The sequence below is a fragment of the Paenibacillus sp. DMB5 genome, assembly GCF_001517085.1.
GTDB lineage: Bacteria > Bacillota > Bacilli > Paenibacillales > Paenibacillaceae > Paenibacillus_AQ.
On sequence record NZ_LRAC01000120.1, the window covers coordinates 65,115 to 80,828 of the forward strand.

Here is a 15,714-nt window from a genome sequence, read left to right on the forward strand (position 1 = left end):
AAATAAGCTCCCGCATGGTAAAATGAAGTAGAATTTACTTTTAAGTGAATTTACTTCTAACGGAAAAGAAGGGGTAACATTATGCGGCTATGCAGAGGTATAGCTCCGTGCAAAGTCTGATACGGACGAAACTGCACGGAGCGGATCTATAGTTCGTCCGTTCGGCTTTGCACTTTCATTGAATCATTAAGAATTCAATTGAAAGAGGAGCAAAGTTATGATAACAAATTTCACAACCACCTTCCGGGAGCTTCGTACCTTCCTGATTTTATGGCTGACACAGTCATTTTCGTCACTGGGCAGTGCAATGACTGCCTTCGCACTGGTGATCTGGTCTTATCAGGAGCAGGGCTCAGCGCTTGTCACGTCGCTTTTGGCCATCTGTTCCTATGCCCCCTATGTCCTTCTGAGTATCTTCGCAGGTGCGCTCAGCGACAGATGGGATAAGAAGACCGTTATTCTGCTCAGTGACAGCTTTGCGGCACTTTGTACCATTTCGGTATTTATTTTGCTCAGCACGGATAAGCTCCAGATTTGGCATCTTTATTTGATCAACACCTTCAATGGACTAATGAACACTGTACAGCAGCCAGCCTCGGATGTATCCATCAGCCTGTTAGCTCCGGAAAAGCACTATCAGAAGGTTAGCGGGATGCGTTCCTTATCCAATTCGCTGGTCACTATATCGACGCCTGTACTCGCCACTTCACTGCTTTCTATTACAAGTATCAGAGTTGTTATCCTGTTTGATTTCATTACCTTTGCCACGGCATTCGTTGCGTTGTTATGCTTCGTAAAAATCCCTCAAGTTACGAACCGGAGCACTACCGGAAGTATGGGAATATTACAGTCTGCAAAAAGCGGTCTGCAGTATCTTATGGATAACCGCGGAATTCTGGATCTGATCCTTTTTTTGGCCGTGATCAATTTTACTGCCTCCATCTTCAATGCTGCCCTGCCCGCAATGATCCTTTCACGTGCCGGCGGTGGGGAGTTCGCACTAGGAATGATCAATATGGTTACCGGGTTAGCCATGATGGCAGGAAGTATCCTCGTTGCCATCCTGCCGCCGCCAAAGAGCCGGGTCCGGGTCATATGCAATTGCCTGCTATTTTCCATGAGTACCGAGAATTTTATGCTTGCATTCGGCAGGAGTACACCTGTATGGTGTCTGGGTGCTATTCTTGGCTGGGTTTTTATCCCGGTTATGAGCGCTAATATGGATGTGCTATTTCGAACAAAAATCCCTATTGAGATGCAGGGGCGCGTCTATTCTGCCAGGAATACCTTGCAGTTTTTCACTATTCCTTTGGGGTACCTGTGCGGCGGATTTATGGTAGACAAAGTGTTTGAACCGTTTATGGCTGTACAATCCATGAACAGCGTGTATATAGCACTGGTCGGAGCCGGAAAAGGCTCGGGAGCAGCCCTGCTGTTTCTTGTAATCGGAATTTTTGGTGCGCTATCCTGCCTTCCGTTTCGGGCTGACAGGAATATCTGGAAATTGGAAGAATAGTTGATTTATAAAAAAGCGCCGGGAGCCTGTACAGCTACCCGGTGCTTTTTGGTAATCTTTTGCCGTCCAGTAATGACTTCACTCCCTCCCTGCTACACCTGAAGGCAGGAAGGCAAGAGGTCTCAGTGCCTTAGTGTTATCAAGGTGGATAAACGCGTTGTAACGCCTGGAGATCACTGTCGGCACGTAGTTGCCCCGCTCACGTTCAGGATGATAAACCACACCGATGGCCCGGTGGCCAATTGTTATCTCTCCAAGTACAGGGTCTTCCGGGTCTAATAATAGCAGCTGGTCCTTATTCCCGTTTCGGTGCAGCAGCTCCTCCCAGCTGTTCTTGATAGCAGGCGGAACCTTCATCTCCTCCATTGGTGCTCCCCAGCTCCGGCCGGCTATGACAGTGCCCTCATAAGTCCCGAAACCGATAGCGTATACCTGGCGGCCATGCTTTTCCCGCAGGAGCTGCCCGACGTTAACCATCCCGTCATCCGCCATGTCCGTTGCCCGTGCATCACCGATATGCGTATTGTGCTCCCACACCAGTACACGTGCATTCCCGCCGTGAAATTCCATCAGCTTCTCCAGTGCAGACACCATGTGCCGGTCACGGATATTCCAGGAATCCGAGTCGTGGCGGATCATTGTACGGTAGTATGCCTCCACCCCTTTTACAGCCATCGCATTTAACTCGGCACTGAGCGCACGCTCCTGATCCTTTGGATGAGCCGCCTTCCATTTATCCTGCAGCCTGCCCAGAAGGGCAATCACATGATCCTCGCAGCCCTCTCCATACAACGAAGCTGAAATTCCGTAGGACTGCTCATCTCTGCTGAAAGGCTCGAAGCATTCAAAAGCCCTGCGGGCTGCCTGAAGATCAGCCTTGTCCTGTGTAGCCAGATACTTCAGAATTTCATCCATGGATTCCCACAGGCTGTATACATCAATCCCGTAGAAACCAACCTTCTCGGAATCAGGCTTGTCCTTATTGAATTCCCTGAGCCACTCGGCAAGCTCCTGAATTTCCTTGTTGGCCCACATCCAGGTTGGCCAGCGGTTGAAATCGTTCATTGCGGCTGCAGCATCGGCTGCGGCATCGGGATAACCTTTAATGTAACGGTTCAGGGTGTAACAGGCAGGCCAATCCCCTTCTACTGCAATGAACCTGAATCCATGCTCCGCAATCAGGCGTTTTGAAAGCTCGGTCCGGACGGTATAGAAATCCGATGTTCCATGCGAGGCTTCCCCCAAAAGCACGTACCGGGCATCATCCATATGCCCGATCAGCTGGTCCATGGTTTCTTTGGTTCCAAAGGGTGCAGCCAGCCGGTGTATGGCTTCCATAATCAACGCTTCTCTCATCGTATACTTCCCCTCACATGATTTAAGATATGATCAAAGTTTGCGCGATCCGGGGTCAAAACATGCAGATTTATGGTGCTTTTTCATTGTGTTTATGTTGCTGGACAAGTATTAACATGTTAGGTTTATATTAATTGAGTAAAATTTGGAGGTTTTATGATTTGAAGAAACTAGCAGTGACAGGTTCACTCCTTCTGCTTATTGCCGTTGCTACCTTTATGATTTTGCGTGACTGGAAAACAACTGATAGGGAGGGCAGCGGGGATATTACAAATATAATTACACCTTATGAGCGTGAAGGTGCCTTCTACACAGCCCAAATTACGGGTAACCGCCTCCAGGTTTACGAGAATAATGCCTGGAAGGATATGCAGATTAAAGGGGTCAATATCGGGATGGCCAAGCCCGGAACGTGGCCCGGAGAAGGCGGAATTACGGAAGAGGAATATTACCGCTGGCTGGAAATGATCTCAGCTATGAACGCCAACGTGATACGGGTCTATACACTGCATCCTCCCGGTTTTTATAACGCCTTGAAACGGTTTAATGACACGCATGAGTCGAAGCTATATGTGATGCAGGGTGTATGGATTGAAGAAGAAACGCTGAGTTCGACAATGGACGCCTTTCAACCGGACAACCGCGAGCCTTTTATGCAGGATATCGAGACCGTTATTAATGTGATTCATGGAAATGCGGAAATCCCGGCCCGGCCCGGTCACGCCAGCGGCAGCTACAAGGCTGATATTTCTCCATATGTAGCCGCCTGGATACTGGGAATCGAGTGGGACCCTGCCATGGTAACCCAGACGAATCTTGTGAATGCAGGAACCGGTGATTATGCGGGAAAATATGTTTTTACGGAGAGTGCAGCCCCTTTTGAAAACTGGCTGGCCTCTATGTTCGACCATACTCTGGATTATGAAATGGCACAATATCAATGGCAGCGTCCTATCAGCTTCACCAACTGGGTGACGACCGATCCCCTGGATCATCCGGCTGAGCCCTCCGAAACAGAGGATCTGGTGTCAGTCAACCCGAATGTGATTCATCTAAAAGAAGACATATATACCGGCCAGTTCGCTTCCTATCACGTGTATCCCTATTATCCGGAATTTATGAATTATGAGCCTGCTTATCTGGAATACAAGGATCAGCGCGGGCAGCCGAATAATTATGCCGCTTACCTGAACGATCTCAAGAACGCCAATAACCTGCCCGTGCTCATTGCCGAGTTTGGTGTGCCCAGCTCCAGAGGGTTAACGCATGAGAACCCCTTTGGTATGAACCAGGGCTTCCATTCCGAAGAAGACCAGGGCAAGATCAATGCCGGCTTATATGAAGATATTGTCTACGCAGGCATGATGGGCGGACTGGTGTTCACTTGGCAGGATGAATGGTTCAAGCGCACCTGGAACACGATGGATTTGGACAACCCGGACAGACGGCCCTATTGGTCCAATGCCCAGACTAACGAGCAGCAGTTCGGCCTGCTGAGCTTCGACAGGCTTAAAATCCGTGTGGACGGCAGCACAGAGGATTGGGAAGAAAGTGAAACTCCTCCTCTTTACGAGAAGGAATCAGGACCGCTACAGTCAGACGCTGACGACCAGGATGAACTGCGGACATTAAACAGGGTATATGCTACACATGATGAGCGTTATCTTTATTTGCGGCTGGACTACAAGAGCATGGATACAAGTAATCCCTTTAAGGCGATGAATACATTAATTGCATTCAATACCCTTCAAGGGCAAGGCAATAGGGATCTGCCGAACCAGACCGGAGTCAAGGCTCAGGAAGGTATAGACTTTGTGGTTCAGCTTCAAGGGGAGGATTCCTCACGGGTCATCGTAGACAGCTACTATGATTTGTTCCAGTTTCAGTACGGGGACCAGCTTGAAGAAGCGCTATCCTACCCAATCGAAAAAAACAGCGGCCGTTTCCACCCTATCCGGCTCGCACTGAATAAAAAAATGACTATTCCCTCTACAGGGGAAGAGTTGCCTTTTACTTTCTACGAGACCGGGAAGCTCATGCACGGCAACGGGAACCCTGAGTCGGAGAATTATAACTCGCTGGCTGATTTCTACGTGAACCCGGATAAGGCTATGATCGAGCTGCGGCTGCCCTGGTCCCTCCTTAATGTGAAGGACCCCAGTACGCTTGAGATTCAAGGAGACGTATGGAACGGAGGCTTGCAGAGCAGCAGCATTATTGATGGCATCGATATCGCGGTGATGACATATAAACCCGGTGCTGACGGTAATGCTGCGCCTCTGGGTACCTCCGGCACCTTGCGGGTAGCAGACTCTTTTCCGGAGACCGGCAATGACGGCACGCTCGGCAGCATGTCCCGTTACAAGTGGGAATCCTGGGATCTCCCGCAGTCCACGGAAAGACTGAAGAAATCATATGATGTCATACAGGAGCTCTTCAAAAAAGAGTAAACAAGAGAGGAGAACGAACCTGCGCATGGACAAGTTTCAACAATTGTTTCTCAAGAAAATGCAAGAAAAACTTGGCGTTTTAGCTACCGCTCCCTCTGTACCTGAGAGTGAAATTTTTCGTCTGATTCATTCCATTAAAGGTACCGCCGGAACAATCGGGCTCTCTGAATGGTCCGCTGCCGCAGAGAGCCTGACCGGACAGCTGCGGGATGGATCAGAACATGAATGGCCAGCTGATGAATTGAAAGTGCTGCTTAAGCCGCTATATAATCTTATTCCCCTTGAAGGGACTGACGGTGTCCTGGAAACAGGAACAGATGAAGAGCAGCCGGAGCCTATACTTCATACTGCAGTCTCCGGCGAACCCTTGAAGAAAAGCCTGATTGTGATTATAGACGACGATCCGGATATGCTTAGAGTTCTAAAAGAAACGCTGGAAACGTATGGCTGGATGGTTATGGCCACCTCCCTGCCCTCCAAAGCACTGGAATGGTGTTATGATCTGGAGCCGGATTGTGTCATTCTGGATATCGTTCTGGAGAACAGCAGCGGCTTTGAACTGCTGGACAACATCCGCAGCCGCTGCGAGGAACGGTTGATTCCTACCGTGCTTATGAGTGCCGGGAACGACAAAGAAACACGGATGCGGAGCTATGCCTCGGGAGCGGATGATTTCATAGCCAAGCCGTTTGAGCTTGATGAGTTCGCTGCACGTATCGGCAGGCAGCTCTCCAGACGCCTAAGGCTGACTTCCATGCTGATGTTTGATGAGCTGACAGGTGCCTATAACAGCCGTTTCTTCAGACAAGAGCTGGAGCGCTGGCGCAGTGCTTCTTCAGCTGCAGGTTCACCCCTTAGCCTGACCGTTCTGGATATAGATCAGTTCCGTAAATGGAATGAGGGGGGGAACTATGATGAAGGCGATAAGCTGCTCCGTTCCTTCTCTTCTTTTATTCGCTCCCGTCTGCGGGACCAGGACATTTGGGCAAGAGAACGCGCAGACCATTTTCTGCTGCTGCAGCCTGGCTTAACCGTTGAAGAGGCCGAGGATGAGGCTCAGCGTCTGATCCAGCAGTTTGCCTCATACCAATATCAAATGAATCCGCAATTGCCGCTTGCAGCGACATACTCAGCCGGTGTAACGGCTGTCAGCAGCGAGGTGCCCGGCGAAAGAATTCTTGAACAGGCCGATATGGCTGTTGCTGCCTCCAAGGCAGCCGGCGGAGGAATCTGCACCCGGTATTCTGAAAATCAATCAGGCCTCGTGCAGGAGCAGCCTTTGCGTCTTGCCGTGATCGATGATGATGATCTGATCCGCAACCTGCTTGCCAAACAGCTCTCCGATCTTTCCGGGAACTACAATATGGAGATTCGCAAGTTCAAGGACGGAGAAGAATTTTTCAGTGATCCGTGGCATTCCATGGGAGGGCGGTATCTTCTGGTTCTGGACCGGATGATGCCGCGGATGAACGGTATGGAGGTTCTGCGCAAGTTACGAAGCGGGGCTGGACGCGGCGAATATACAATTCTGATGCTGACCGGGGTCAATGAGGAACGCGAGATTGCAGAAGCAATTCAGGCCGGTACAGATGATTACCTGACCAAACCCTTCAGTCTTGTAGAGCTTGAAGCCCGTGTTGTCAGGCTTGTGCGGGGGATGAACGGATGAACGGCCGTTTCGTATTTATACTCCAGGTTGTACAAATAACAGGCCTTGTGCTGTTAGTCCTGCTTGTTAGTCTCTTGATGTATTTATCCGCACGCAAAGCTATTCATAACAAGCATACTGACCGTTATAACCGCCGTCTCCAGCGGTTACTGGCTACGGACTCAGCACTACAGGTCTTTCTGGAGACGGGTGAAGCATCCCGTATCCTTAATGTCCGCAAAGACCGCCGTTCACCTGTTTTTGAAGCGCTGCGTATACGCCTGTCCATAAGCAGAACAGAACATGAAAGAGCCCTGATTTACGAATACGCTCGGAATCATTTTCATGATTACTATGCAAGACAGCTGAAGAATCGCCGCTGGAGTACGCGTGTCAATGCACTCCTGGAGCTGGAGCTCTTTCGGATGGATACCATGCGGAAGGAACTATCAGAACTGCTGGGCAAAACGAAGCCCTCAGATACTGAAAGATTTCTGATCCTGCGGATTTTTGCCAGCCTTCAGATGAAGGAGGTTCTGCCCTATCTAAAAGAGGAAGCGTCTTTCTTGTCCGATTCTCAGCTGCTTCAGCTGATATTGCCGCTTCAATCCGCTTTGCAGGAGGTCATTCTGAATGAATTTCATGTTTATCCCTTAAGAGTACAGTGCGCTGTGGTGGATGCCCTTCGGCTGCGCAATGAACGCTCTGCTCTGGTACTGTCCCATCTGGAGTCACTGCTTGGCAGTGAGGAGCCTGACCTTCGGCTACGAGCAGTCAATGCGATAGCTAACTTCGGATACCTCAGTCCTGATGGTGAAGGCAAGCTGCTAACGCTCCTTCAGACACAGACCGGAATTAGCTGGGATGAACGGCAGGCACTGGCCCGGCTGATGGGAAGCATTCGCGAGGAGCATTTTCTTCCGGTCCTGCTGGAATTCCTGGGCGATGAATCGTATCCTGTCCGGCAGACCGCCAGTGATTCACTTTCCCGTTACAAATCAGGAGAAGAACAGCTGCAAAGCGCCGCTCTGCATCACCCGGACCGCTTTGCCAGAGAAATGGCGGAAGAAACGCTGGAAAGGAAACGATATGAAGGTGTCTTCCATTGAAGTTATATATAATGTGCTGAATAGTTTATCTTACGTGCTGGTGTTCTATGTTGCCTTTATAACGCTGGTCTACATCTCACTGTTTATTATAGCCGCTGTTAAGCTGTTCCGGGAGAAGGATGTCAAGCCGATCCAGTATGACAAGATTCTAAGCAGTGAGCTGGCCCCTCCCCTATCCATTCTGGTTCCTGCTTATAACGAAGAATTAAATATAGTCTGGAGTGTACGCTCCCTCCTGGGGATCAATTACAAGCAATTTGAAATTGTTGTCATTAACGATGGGTCCAAGGATTCAACGGCGCAAAGCTTAATAACGGAATTTCAAATGGTGGAAGTCAAAAGCAAGGTACAATGGTCAGGCCTCGGACGGGAAACCAAACCTATTCGCGGCATCTACCGTTCCCTCCAGCATCATAATCTGGTACTCGTCGACAAGGAAAACGGCGGAAAAGCGGATGCCCTCAACGTAGGGATTAATGTATGCCAGTACCCGTACTTCGCTTCGCTGGATGGAGATACGGTGCTCGATACGGATGCCTTTATCAAGGTGATGAAGCCTGTGATGGATGCGCTCCCCGGTGAAGAGATTGTGGCCACCGGAGGCAGCGTCGGCATTGCTAACGGTAGCTATGTAGACAGCGGCCACCTCAGCAGCGAGAATGTCCTGCTCTCCAGAAAACCGCTGGTTATCATGCAGGTTATCGAATATTTGCGGGCTTTTTTAATGGGGCGTGTAGGTTTAAGCCGGTTCAATATTCTGCTTATTGTTTCAGGAGCTTTTGGCGTATTCAAGAAAGACTGGGTCATTGAAGCCGGCGGCTATGAGCCGGGAACGATTGGTGAGGACATGGAGCTGATTGTCAGGCTGCACCGGCGGATCAGGGAGAAAAAAAGTAAGGCGAGAATCGTATATGTACCGGATCCCGTCTGCTGGACGGAAGCGCCTGAGACTGTGAAGGTCCTTCACCGGCAGCGTACACGCTGGCACCGGGGCCTATTTGAAAGCCTGTGGAAGCACAAAGTGATGCTTTTAAATCCGCGCTACGGAAGAATCGGGATGATCGCCATGCCCTACTTTGTATTTGTAGAACTGTTAGGCCCTGTAGTGGAGGTGCTCGGAATACTTACCGTGGTGCTGGGGTTATCACTTCAAGTGGTCAACACGCAGCTCAGTCTGGCTTTGTTTCTGGTGATGGTGATCTACGGTTCGCTGTTGTCCGTCGGGGCTGTATTGTTCGAGCAGTGGTGCGTTGGACGCTATAATAAGGTCGCCGATTTATTCCGGCTGTTCTTTTATGCGCTCTCGGAGGCCTTTTGGTTCCGTCCGCTGATGACAGCCTGGCGTTGTAAAGGACTCTTTCAAGCAGTGCGCGGCAAACAGCATCAGTGGGGAGATATGGTACGCGGAAATGTCATGAACTCCAAGAAGCCGGGTGCTTAAGATTGAACGCAGTAAAGCTTCATGTCAAAAAACGGCTACAGTTCCTTAAAAGGACTGTAGCCGTTTTTTTACCTCAGATATAAAGAATTCAGCATCTGATTCTATTGTATACGCATAGACCCCGTGCTTTGTATGCAAATAGAGTACGCCATGGCCTTGTCCGAGGTCCTTGAATGATATATCAAAAATCTCGTCAATTGGAAACTCGCGGTAAGCCGAAACAATCCGGTTTGAATAAAGACATAACGAGCGCCTGTGGGTGATGGTCTCGAGATTGTCTGCAGTGACGATCCGTTCTACTTTATAATAAGGCTGGCTGGCAATAATCAAGGATCTCCCTCCTAGCTGCCCCCGCAGCTAATTCAAAAGAAATTCAGGGGCATAACATTATTTTGCAGACTTATCCTGGATCGTTTCGACTTTGGGAAGCAACTCATTTTGAACACTGTCCTTCCATAATGGAACGCCCGAACGATAGGCAGCGCGGCCATTTAAATGTCCTGCCACGGGCGAAGTAATGAATACGAATAAGATGGCGAGCAGCAGCTTTATGCTGACCGTTCCGTCTTTAAACCAAAAGTACAGAAAGCCCCCGCCAAGCAGACACAATACGCCGAAGGTTGCACTTTTGGTAGCAGCATGCGAGCGCAGATAAACATCGGGCAGCCGGACTAATCCGAAAGCGCTGATGGCGCAGAAAACAGCACCAATCACCACCAGAATCGAGCTGAATAATTCACCTGTCATGTGCTCTCTCCCCTTCCTCTACAACAACACCCCGTTCAATATATCTGGCGAGAGCAGTTGTTCCAATAAACGTCAGAATACCGATAACCAGTATTACCTCCAGAAAATCCTGAGTATTCAGCAGCATACAAAGGACGGTTATCATGGCCAGTACATCAATCCCGATTGTATCCAGTGCAGCAACCCTGTCAGAACGGGTAGGCCCTTTCAGAAGACGGAACAGGCAGGCCAGCATCGCCAAGCCCAGAATGGCCAATGACGCAGTTAACAGTGCGGATACCATCAGCGGGTCACCTCCATAATCACTTGTTCAAAATTGTCTCTTATCTGTTTGACCATCACCTCTGCATCTTTAACATCAATGGCATGAATGTATAAGGTCTTCCCATCCCCCGATACATCAAGGGTCAGCGTTCCCGGGGTCAGGCAAATCAGGCAGGACAGCAGCGTGACTTCCCATTCCGAGGTTAAGGCAGTCTCATAAGCAAATATACCGGGACGAATGGCCAGCTTCGGACGAAGAATATGACCAATCACTACAAAATTAGAAATGGTCAATTCACGGATAAAGATCAGCAGCAGCTTCGTTATGGACCAGAGGCGACGGATATAGAACGGCCGGGTCTGGGGCCTGGATTTTCTGAATAACAGCAACAGGACTATACCGATCAAATAACCAATAATGAAACTGGAGCCGGTGTTATTGTTATTTATCGCCATCCAGAGAAAAGCAATTAACAGGTTAAACAAGAATTGTAAGGCCATCTCATCTACTCCTTCATCATTACGGCTTGAATGTACTCTGCAGGTGAAGCCAGAACATCACCGGCCTGCGATACAAAGGCATATAGAGGATCTGCGCCGATTCCCATCGCAATGACAAGCACCAGCAGTCCGGCGGCGACAGCCGTAGCCCCTTTTAAGCTGACTGCGGGCCGTTTGTTCCCCGGTTCATTTCCCCAGAATGCCAGCCTGAAGACCTTGATTAAGGAATACAGCACCATAAAGCTTGATCCGAGGCCTACAAGTGCCAGCGTAAGCATACCGGCATCCAAAGCCCCGCGGATAATTAACAGCTTGCCGGCAAAACCGCTTAGCGGCGGAATACCGACCAGGGCAAGAGCTAGTATAAAGAACATCCAGCCAAGGAGCGGATATTTCTTAATCATGCCGCCCATAGCGCTTAACTGGTCTGTTCCCGCTGCGGTTATAATCAGCCCGCCAAGGATGAACATGAGCGCTTTAGCCAGCATGTCGTGCAGCAGATAAAAGACAGCACCGTCCAGTGCATCCTGCGTTCCGGCAGCAAGCCCAAAGGCCACAAAACCTACACTGATAATGACGTTATAATTAAAAATACGCGGGATGTCCTTGTAGGCGACTGCCCCCAAACTGCCCAGAATCATGGTAGCTGCAGCCATCCAGGCTATCAGGTTATGAGTAAGTTCCGTATCGTTTACAAACAGCAGCGTAAAAGTGCGGATGATCGCATACAATCCCACTTTAGTCAGCAGTGCTCCAAATAATGCTCTGATTGCCGGCGGAGGTGCGCTGTACGATCCCGGAAGCCAAAAAAACAGAAACAGACCGGCTTTCAGGGAAAACACAATTAAAAATAATACGGCGATAACATTAATTACGCCGCCTTGGCCCGCTTCGGTAATACGCTGGGACAAATGCGCCATGTTGAGCGTGCCTACAGCAGCATAGAGATAGGCTACTGCCGCTACAAACAAGGTTGAGGATACTATATTGATAAGCAGATATTTGGCCGTTTCTCTTAGCTGAAGCTTGGTCCCTCCCAGTGAAATCAGCGCATATGAGGAAATCAGCATGACCTCAAAGAAGACGAACAAGTTGAAAATATCTCCTGTGAGGAAAGAACCGTAAACCCCCACTAGTAGGAAATGAAAAAACGTATAGTAATAATACTTTTCCCGCTTCTCTCCAATGCTGCTGAAGGAATAGAGCAATATGGCAAAGCTGACAAGCGAAGCCGTCATCACAAGTAATAAAGCGAACATATCCCCTACGAATATAATGCCGTAAGGAGGCGCCCAGCCTCCCATCTGTAAGGTCAGAATGCCGTCAGCATGTACACGAGTAACCAGAAGAATTATAACAAGCATAGTAAGCAGACCGCTAACCACACTAATCCCCCGCTGATGGCGTAACTTATCTTTGAAGAAAATCAGTATAACCGCCGTACTCAAGGGAATAAGGATTGGCAGCACCAGTATATTGTTCATTCCTTTGCCTCCTTGATACTGTCAATATCATCAGTACCCAGGGACTGATAAGAACGGTAAGCAAGTACGAAATAAAAAGCGGTTACCCCAAAGCTGATTACAATAGAAGTCAGAATCAGAGCCTGAGGCAGAGGATCAACATAAGTATCCTCTTTTCCCAGTACGGGAGCTGCCCCCTTTTTGAGTCCGGCCATGGTGAGAAGCAGCAGATGTACACCATGTGTCAGCAGGGAAGTTCCCAGTACGATTCGCAGCAGCGTTTTTGACAAAATCAAATAGACACCTATAGTAAAGAGAATTCCTATGGCCAGTGCCATTACGAGTTCCATCGTTTATCCCCTCCGATCGTTAAGATAATGTTCATCGCCACGCCTACCACTGCCAGATAGACGCCGAGGTCAAATAGCACTGCCGTCGCCAGCTCGACATCCCCAAGAATGGGCAGATGGAAGTGGCCGAAGGCATGACTTAAAAAAGGAGCGCCAAATAGGAATGACCCTGAGGCCGTCAGAATAGCCAGCAGAAGTCCAACTCCAGTAAGAATCCGGTAATTCACAGGAAATGCCTTACGTACCTGATCCATGCCAAAAGCAATCATCATCAGAACAAGCGCAGCCGAAGTCATAAGTGCCCCGATGAAGCCTCCTCCAGGATGGTTATGTCCCGCAAAAAACAGGTAAAAAGAGAAAACCAGAATAATAATGATAATCCCCTTGGACATGGTCTTCAGGATGACATCGTTACTCCTTAAAGGAACAGCCAGACGCGCTTCTCCCTGCCGCGGCTGCGTCTGATCCTCTTCCATTCTCAGATTGATCAAACCGTAGATGCCCAGCGAAGCGATGCCGAGAACCATGATTTCAAACAAAGTATCAAATCCGCGGAAATCTACAAGGATGACATTGACAACATTTTTCCCTCCTGCGAGGTTATAGCTTTCCTTTAAGAAAAACTCAGAGATGGGTTCGAACGGACTGCTGCCCATTGCCGCCAGAGCAACCAGCGTTACGGTGACACCGACACCTAATGCAATAATCAGATTTGGCAGTTTAAAGCTTACTCTTTCCTTCTGCTGTTTCAGCTTAGGCAGATACCGGAAACATAACAGGAACAGGATCACCGACACGGTTTCAATAATCATTTGGGTGAGTGCAAGATCCGGTGCCCGGAAAAGAACGAACAGCAGCGTCACCATGTAACCGACCCCACCGGTAAACAGGATGGCATTAACCCGTGACTTGGCAAAAGGAACGGCAAAGGCAGCCATAAGCATTACTGCTATAACGGCCATTTCGTAAAAGGACAATTCCGCATAATGCTCCATGCCAAAGCTGATTCCCGGTTCCCGCAGGAGGACAGCAAGCAGAGAGACAATAATAAAACTGAAGATATACAGCAGATAATGGCGGTTCGAGCCGGTCATATATGCATCAGTAATGCGTCTTGATCCCCGTTCCAATAGCTTGAGTGAAGCATCATACACTCTGTTAAGGGTATTACGTCCTCTGGCTTCGCGGTCCAGCACCCGCAACCGGGAGTAGCCTTTGTACAGCAGCAAGCCGGCAGCTATCACACCAAGAGTCATGAAGATCTCCGGTGTCCAGCCATGCCAGAAATGAATGGAGACCCCATATGCTTCCTCAGGAGCGAGAAGCCCGGTGTGAATGGATGCCATTGCCGGTTCAATAAGCGTGACAGAGACCAGTTCCGGGAAAAAGGCAAATACCAGCGTAAGAGAAACAAGGATCACCGGAGACAGTAAAAGACCAAGCGGTGCTTCATGCGGAACTTTGTCCAGCTTGTCTTTATGAAGCTTCCCGCCAAAGGTTTTGAATACGAGAATCATACTGTACACAAAGGTGAACACACTGGCGATCCAGGCCATTACGGGAAATAGCTGCAACCAGAACCCGGCATCCAGAATATCAAATTCACGGATATTCAGTACGGAAGTAAAGAACATTTCTTTACTGAGAAATCCGCTGAACGGCGGCAATCCTGCCATCGAGAATGCCCCCATCAGGGCAACTGAGAAGGTAACCGGCATGAGAGACATGAGTCCGCCCAGCTTGCGGAGATCGCGGGTCCCCGTCTCATGGTCAATGATGCCTACCACCATAAACAGGCTGCCTTTGAACACGGCATGATTGATGAGATGAAAAAGGGCGGCTGTAGTCGCCATTGTGTAAAAAAGTGCATCCTGCTTCCCGGCAAAAAAGCCGGCTGCAGAGCCGAGCCCGAGCAATGACATGATCAACCCCAGCTGGCTGATCGTGGAGTATGCAAGCAAGGCTTTAAGATCGGTCTGCCGTATAGCTTTAAATGACCCGTAGATGAGGGTAAGCAATCCTGTTGCAGACACCAGCCAGAACCACTCCGACTGTCCCGCAAAGACAGGAGTAAGCCGGGCCACCAGGTAAATCCCTGCTTTAACCATCGTCGCCGAGTGAAGATATGCACTTACCGGAGTTGGAGCCTCCATCGCATCCGGCAGCCAGATATGAAAAGGAAACTGGGCGGATTTCGTAAAGGCTCCCAGCAGAATAAGCAGCATAGCAGGAATAAACATAGCGTTATCCGTCAAGGTCCCTGCAAGTGCGATAATCTCCCGGATACTGTAAGTGCCAGTCATTACATACAGCAGATTAAACCCGGCAAACATGGCCAGCCCGCCGAATACCGTGATCAGCATAGACTTCACTGCACCATAACCGGAGCGTTCCCGGCCGTACCAGAAGGCAATGAGTAAAAATGATGATATGCTAGTGAGTTCCCAGAACCCGTAGAGGATGATCAGATTATCTGAGAGCACAACCCCCAGCATTGCACCCATAAACATGAGCAGGTACACATAAAATCGCCCGATTCCCTCGGTCTGTTTATCCAGATAATAAATGGAGTACAGCACCACAAGGGCCCCCATCCCGGTAATCAGCAGGACAAATATCAGGCTGAGGCCATCCAGGATCAGGGTAATATCGACTCCAAAGGACGGCATCCAGGCGATCGTCTCTATCATTGGCTCTCCCGCACGAACCGCCGAAATCCTCAACAGGAAATACGTGAACAGGACCACTGGAAGAGGCAGCACAATCCATCCCGGATGGAACCGCCTATTTTGTCTAATGAATAGCATTAATACTGACAGCAAAAATGGAAGCAGAATTACAATATGCAGCACGGCTTAGTACCCCTTTC

General features: G+C 49.4%; 13 protein-coding genes. 5 read left to right on the forward strand and 8 right to left on the reverse strand.

What is annotated here, in order from left to right:
• Positions 1-217: 217 nt before the first annotated feature.
• Positions 218-1,516 (forward strand): MFS transporter, encoded by a 1,299-nt coding sequence (locus AWJ19_RS12640; protein WP_068724166.1) that lies wholly within the window; start codon positions 218-220, stop codon positions 1,514-1,516.
• A gap of 78 nt (positions 1,517-1,594) precedes the next feature.
• Here AWJ19_RS12640 and AWJ19_RS12645 read toward each other — a convergent pair whose 3' ends face one another.
• Positions 1,595-2,872, reverse strand: a complete 1,278-nt coding sequence (locus AWJ19_RS12645) for an erythromycin esterase family protein (RefSeq protein WP_068724168.1) — start codon at positions 2,870-2,872, stop codon at positions 1,595-1,597.
• 161 nt (positions 2,873-3,033) lie between these two features.
• Between AWJ19_RS12645 and AWJ19_RS12650 the strand changes: the two genes are divergently transcribed.
• The 4 genes from AWJ19_RS12650 to AWJ19_RS12665 are packed head-to-tail and all read left to right on the forward strand — an operon-like array spanning position 3,034 to position 9,520.
• Positions 3,034-5,322, forward strand: a complete 2,289-nt coding sequence (locus AWJ19_RS12650; protein WP_068724169.1) for a hypothetical protein — start codon at positions 3,034-3,036, stop codon at positions 5,320-5,322.
• A 25-nt stretch (positions 5,323-5,347) separates the two neighbouring features.
• Entirely contained in the window at positions 5,348-6,991 is a 1,644-nt protein-coding gene (locus tag AWJ19_RS12655; protein ID WP_068724171.1) for a response regulator, read from the forward strand.
• Entirely contained in the window at positions 6,988-8,079 is a 1,092-nt protein-coding gene (locus AWJ19_RS12660) for a HEAT repeat domain-containing protein (protein WP_068724172.1), read from the forward strand. Before AWJ19_RS12655 ends, AWJ19_RS12660 begins: the two co-directional genes overlap by 4 nt.
• On the forward strand, positions 8,066-9,520 hold the full coding sequence (locus tag AWJ19_RS12665) for a glycosyltransferase family 2 protein (RefSeq protein ID WP_241781720.1): 1,455 nt from the start codon (positions 8,066-8,068) through the stop codon (positions 9,518-9,520). The genes AWJ19_RS12660 and AWJ19_RS12665 overlap by 14 nt, the downstream gene beginning before the upstream one ends.
• Positions 9,521-9,565: 45 nt before the next feature.
• On the opposite strand, the gene AWJ19_RS12670 is transcribed toward AWJ19_RS12665, so the two are convergent.
• The 7 genes from AWJ19_RS12670 to AWJ19_RS12700 are packed head-to-tail and all read right to left on the reverse strand — an operon-like array spanning position 9,566 to position 15,697.
• Positions 9,566-9,850 (reverse strand): hypothetical protein, encoded by a 285-nt coding sequence (locus AWJ19_RS12670; protein WP_068724176.1) that lies wholly within the window; start codon positions 9,848-9,850, stop codon positions 9,566-9,568.
• 57 nt (positions 9,851-9,907) lie between these two features.
• Entirely contained in the window at positions 9,908-10,267 is a 360-nt protein-coding gene (gene mnhG / locus AWJ19_RS12675) for a monovalent cation/H(+) antiporter subunit G (protein WP_068724177.1), read from the reverse strand.
• Positions 10,257-10,550, reverse strand: a complete 294-nt coding sequence (locus AWJ19_RS12680; RefSeq protein ID WP_068724178.1) for a Na(+)/H(+) antiporter subunit F1 — start codon at positions 10,548-10,550, stop codon at positions 10,257-10,259. Before AWJ19_RS12680 ends, mnhG begins: the two co-directional genes overlap by 11 nt.
• The gene (locus AWJ19_RS12685; protein WP_068724179.1) at positions 10,550-11,032 is read right to left on the reverse strand and encodes a Na+/H+ antiporter subunit E; all 483 of its coding nucleotides are present in this window, start codon (positions 11,030-11,032) and stop codon (positions 10,550-10,552) included. The genes AWJ19_RS12680 and AWJ19_RS12685 overlap by 1 nt, the downstream gene beginning before the upstream one ends.
• A 5-nt stretch (positions 11,033-11,037) precedes the next feature.
• Positions 11,038-12,516 carry a Na+/H+ antiporter subunit D gene (locus AWJ19_RS12690; protein WP_068724181.1) on the reverse strand — a complete coding sequence of 493 codons (1,479 nt, stop codon included), beginning with the start codon at positions 12,514-12,516 and terminating at the stop codon, positions 11,038-11,040.
• Positions 12,513-12,845 (reverse strand): Na(+)/H(+) antiporter subunit C, encoded by a 333-nt coding sequence (locus AWJ19_RS12695; RefSeq protein ID WP_068724183.1) that lies wholly within the window; start codon positions 12,843-12,845, stop codon positions 12,513-12,515. Before AWJ19_RS12695 ends, AWJ19_RS12690 begins: the two co-directional genes overlap by 4 nt.
• Positions 12,833-15,697: a Na+/H+ antiporter subunit A gene (locus AWJ19_RS12700; RefSeq protein ID WP_277815803.1), complete on the reverse strand. Its 2,865-nt coding sequence runs from the start codon at positions 15,695-15,697 to the stop codon at positions 12,833-12,835. The genes AWJ19_RS12695 and AWJ19_RS12700 overlap by 13 nt, the downstream gene beginning before the upstream one ends.
• Positions 15,698-15,714 lie beyond the last annotated feature (17 nt).

Excerpts from the sequence above, each read along its gene's own strand:
- AWJ19_RS12690 (WP_068724181.1), bottom strand. The coding sequence starts at position 12,516 with ATGAACAATATACTGGTGCTGCCAATCCTTATTCCCTTGAGTACGGCG.
- AWJ19_RS12695 (WP_068724183.1), bottom strand. The coding sequence starts at position 12,845 with ATGGAACTCGTAATGGCACTGGCCATAGGAATTCTCTTTACTATAGGT.
- AWJ19_RS12645 (WP_068724168.1), bottom strand. The coding sequence starts at position 2,872 with ATGAGAGAAGCGTTGATTATGGAAGCCATACACCGGCTGGCTGCACCC.
- AWJ19_RS12685 (WP_068724179.1), bottom strand. The coding sequence starts at position 11,032 with ATGGCCTTACAATTCTTGTTTAACCTGTTAATTGCTTTTCTCTGGATG.
- mnhG (WP_068724177.1), bottom strand. The coding sequence starts at position 10,267 with ATGACAGGTGAATTATTCAGCTCGATTCTGGTGGTGATTGGTGCTGTT.
- AWJ19_RS12640 (WP_068724166.1), top strand. The coding sequence starts at position 218 with ATGATAACAAATTTCACAACCACCTTCCGGGAGCTTCGTACCTTCCTG.
- AWJ19_RS12660 (WP_068724172.1), top strand. The coding sequence starts at position 6,988 with ATGAACGGCCGTTTCGTATTTATACTCCAGGTTGTACAAATAACAGGC.
- AWJ19_RS12680 (WP_068724178.1), bottom strand. The coding sequence starts at position 10,550 with ATGGTATCCGCACTGTTAACTGCGTCATTGGCCATTCTGGGCTTGGCG.
- AWJ19_RS12655 (WP_068724171.1), top strand. The coding sequence starts at position 5,348 with ATGGACAAGTTTCAACAATTGTTTCTCAAGAAAATGCAAGAAAAACTT.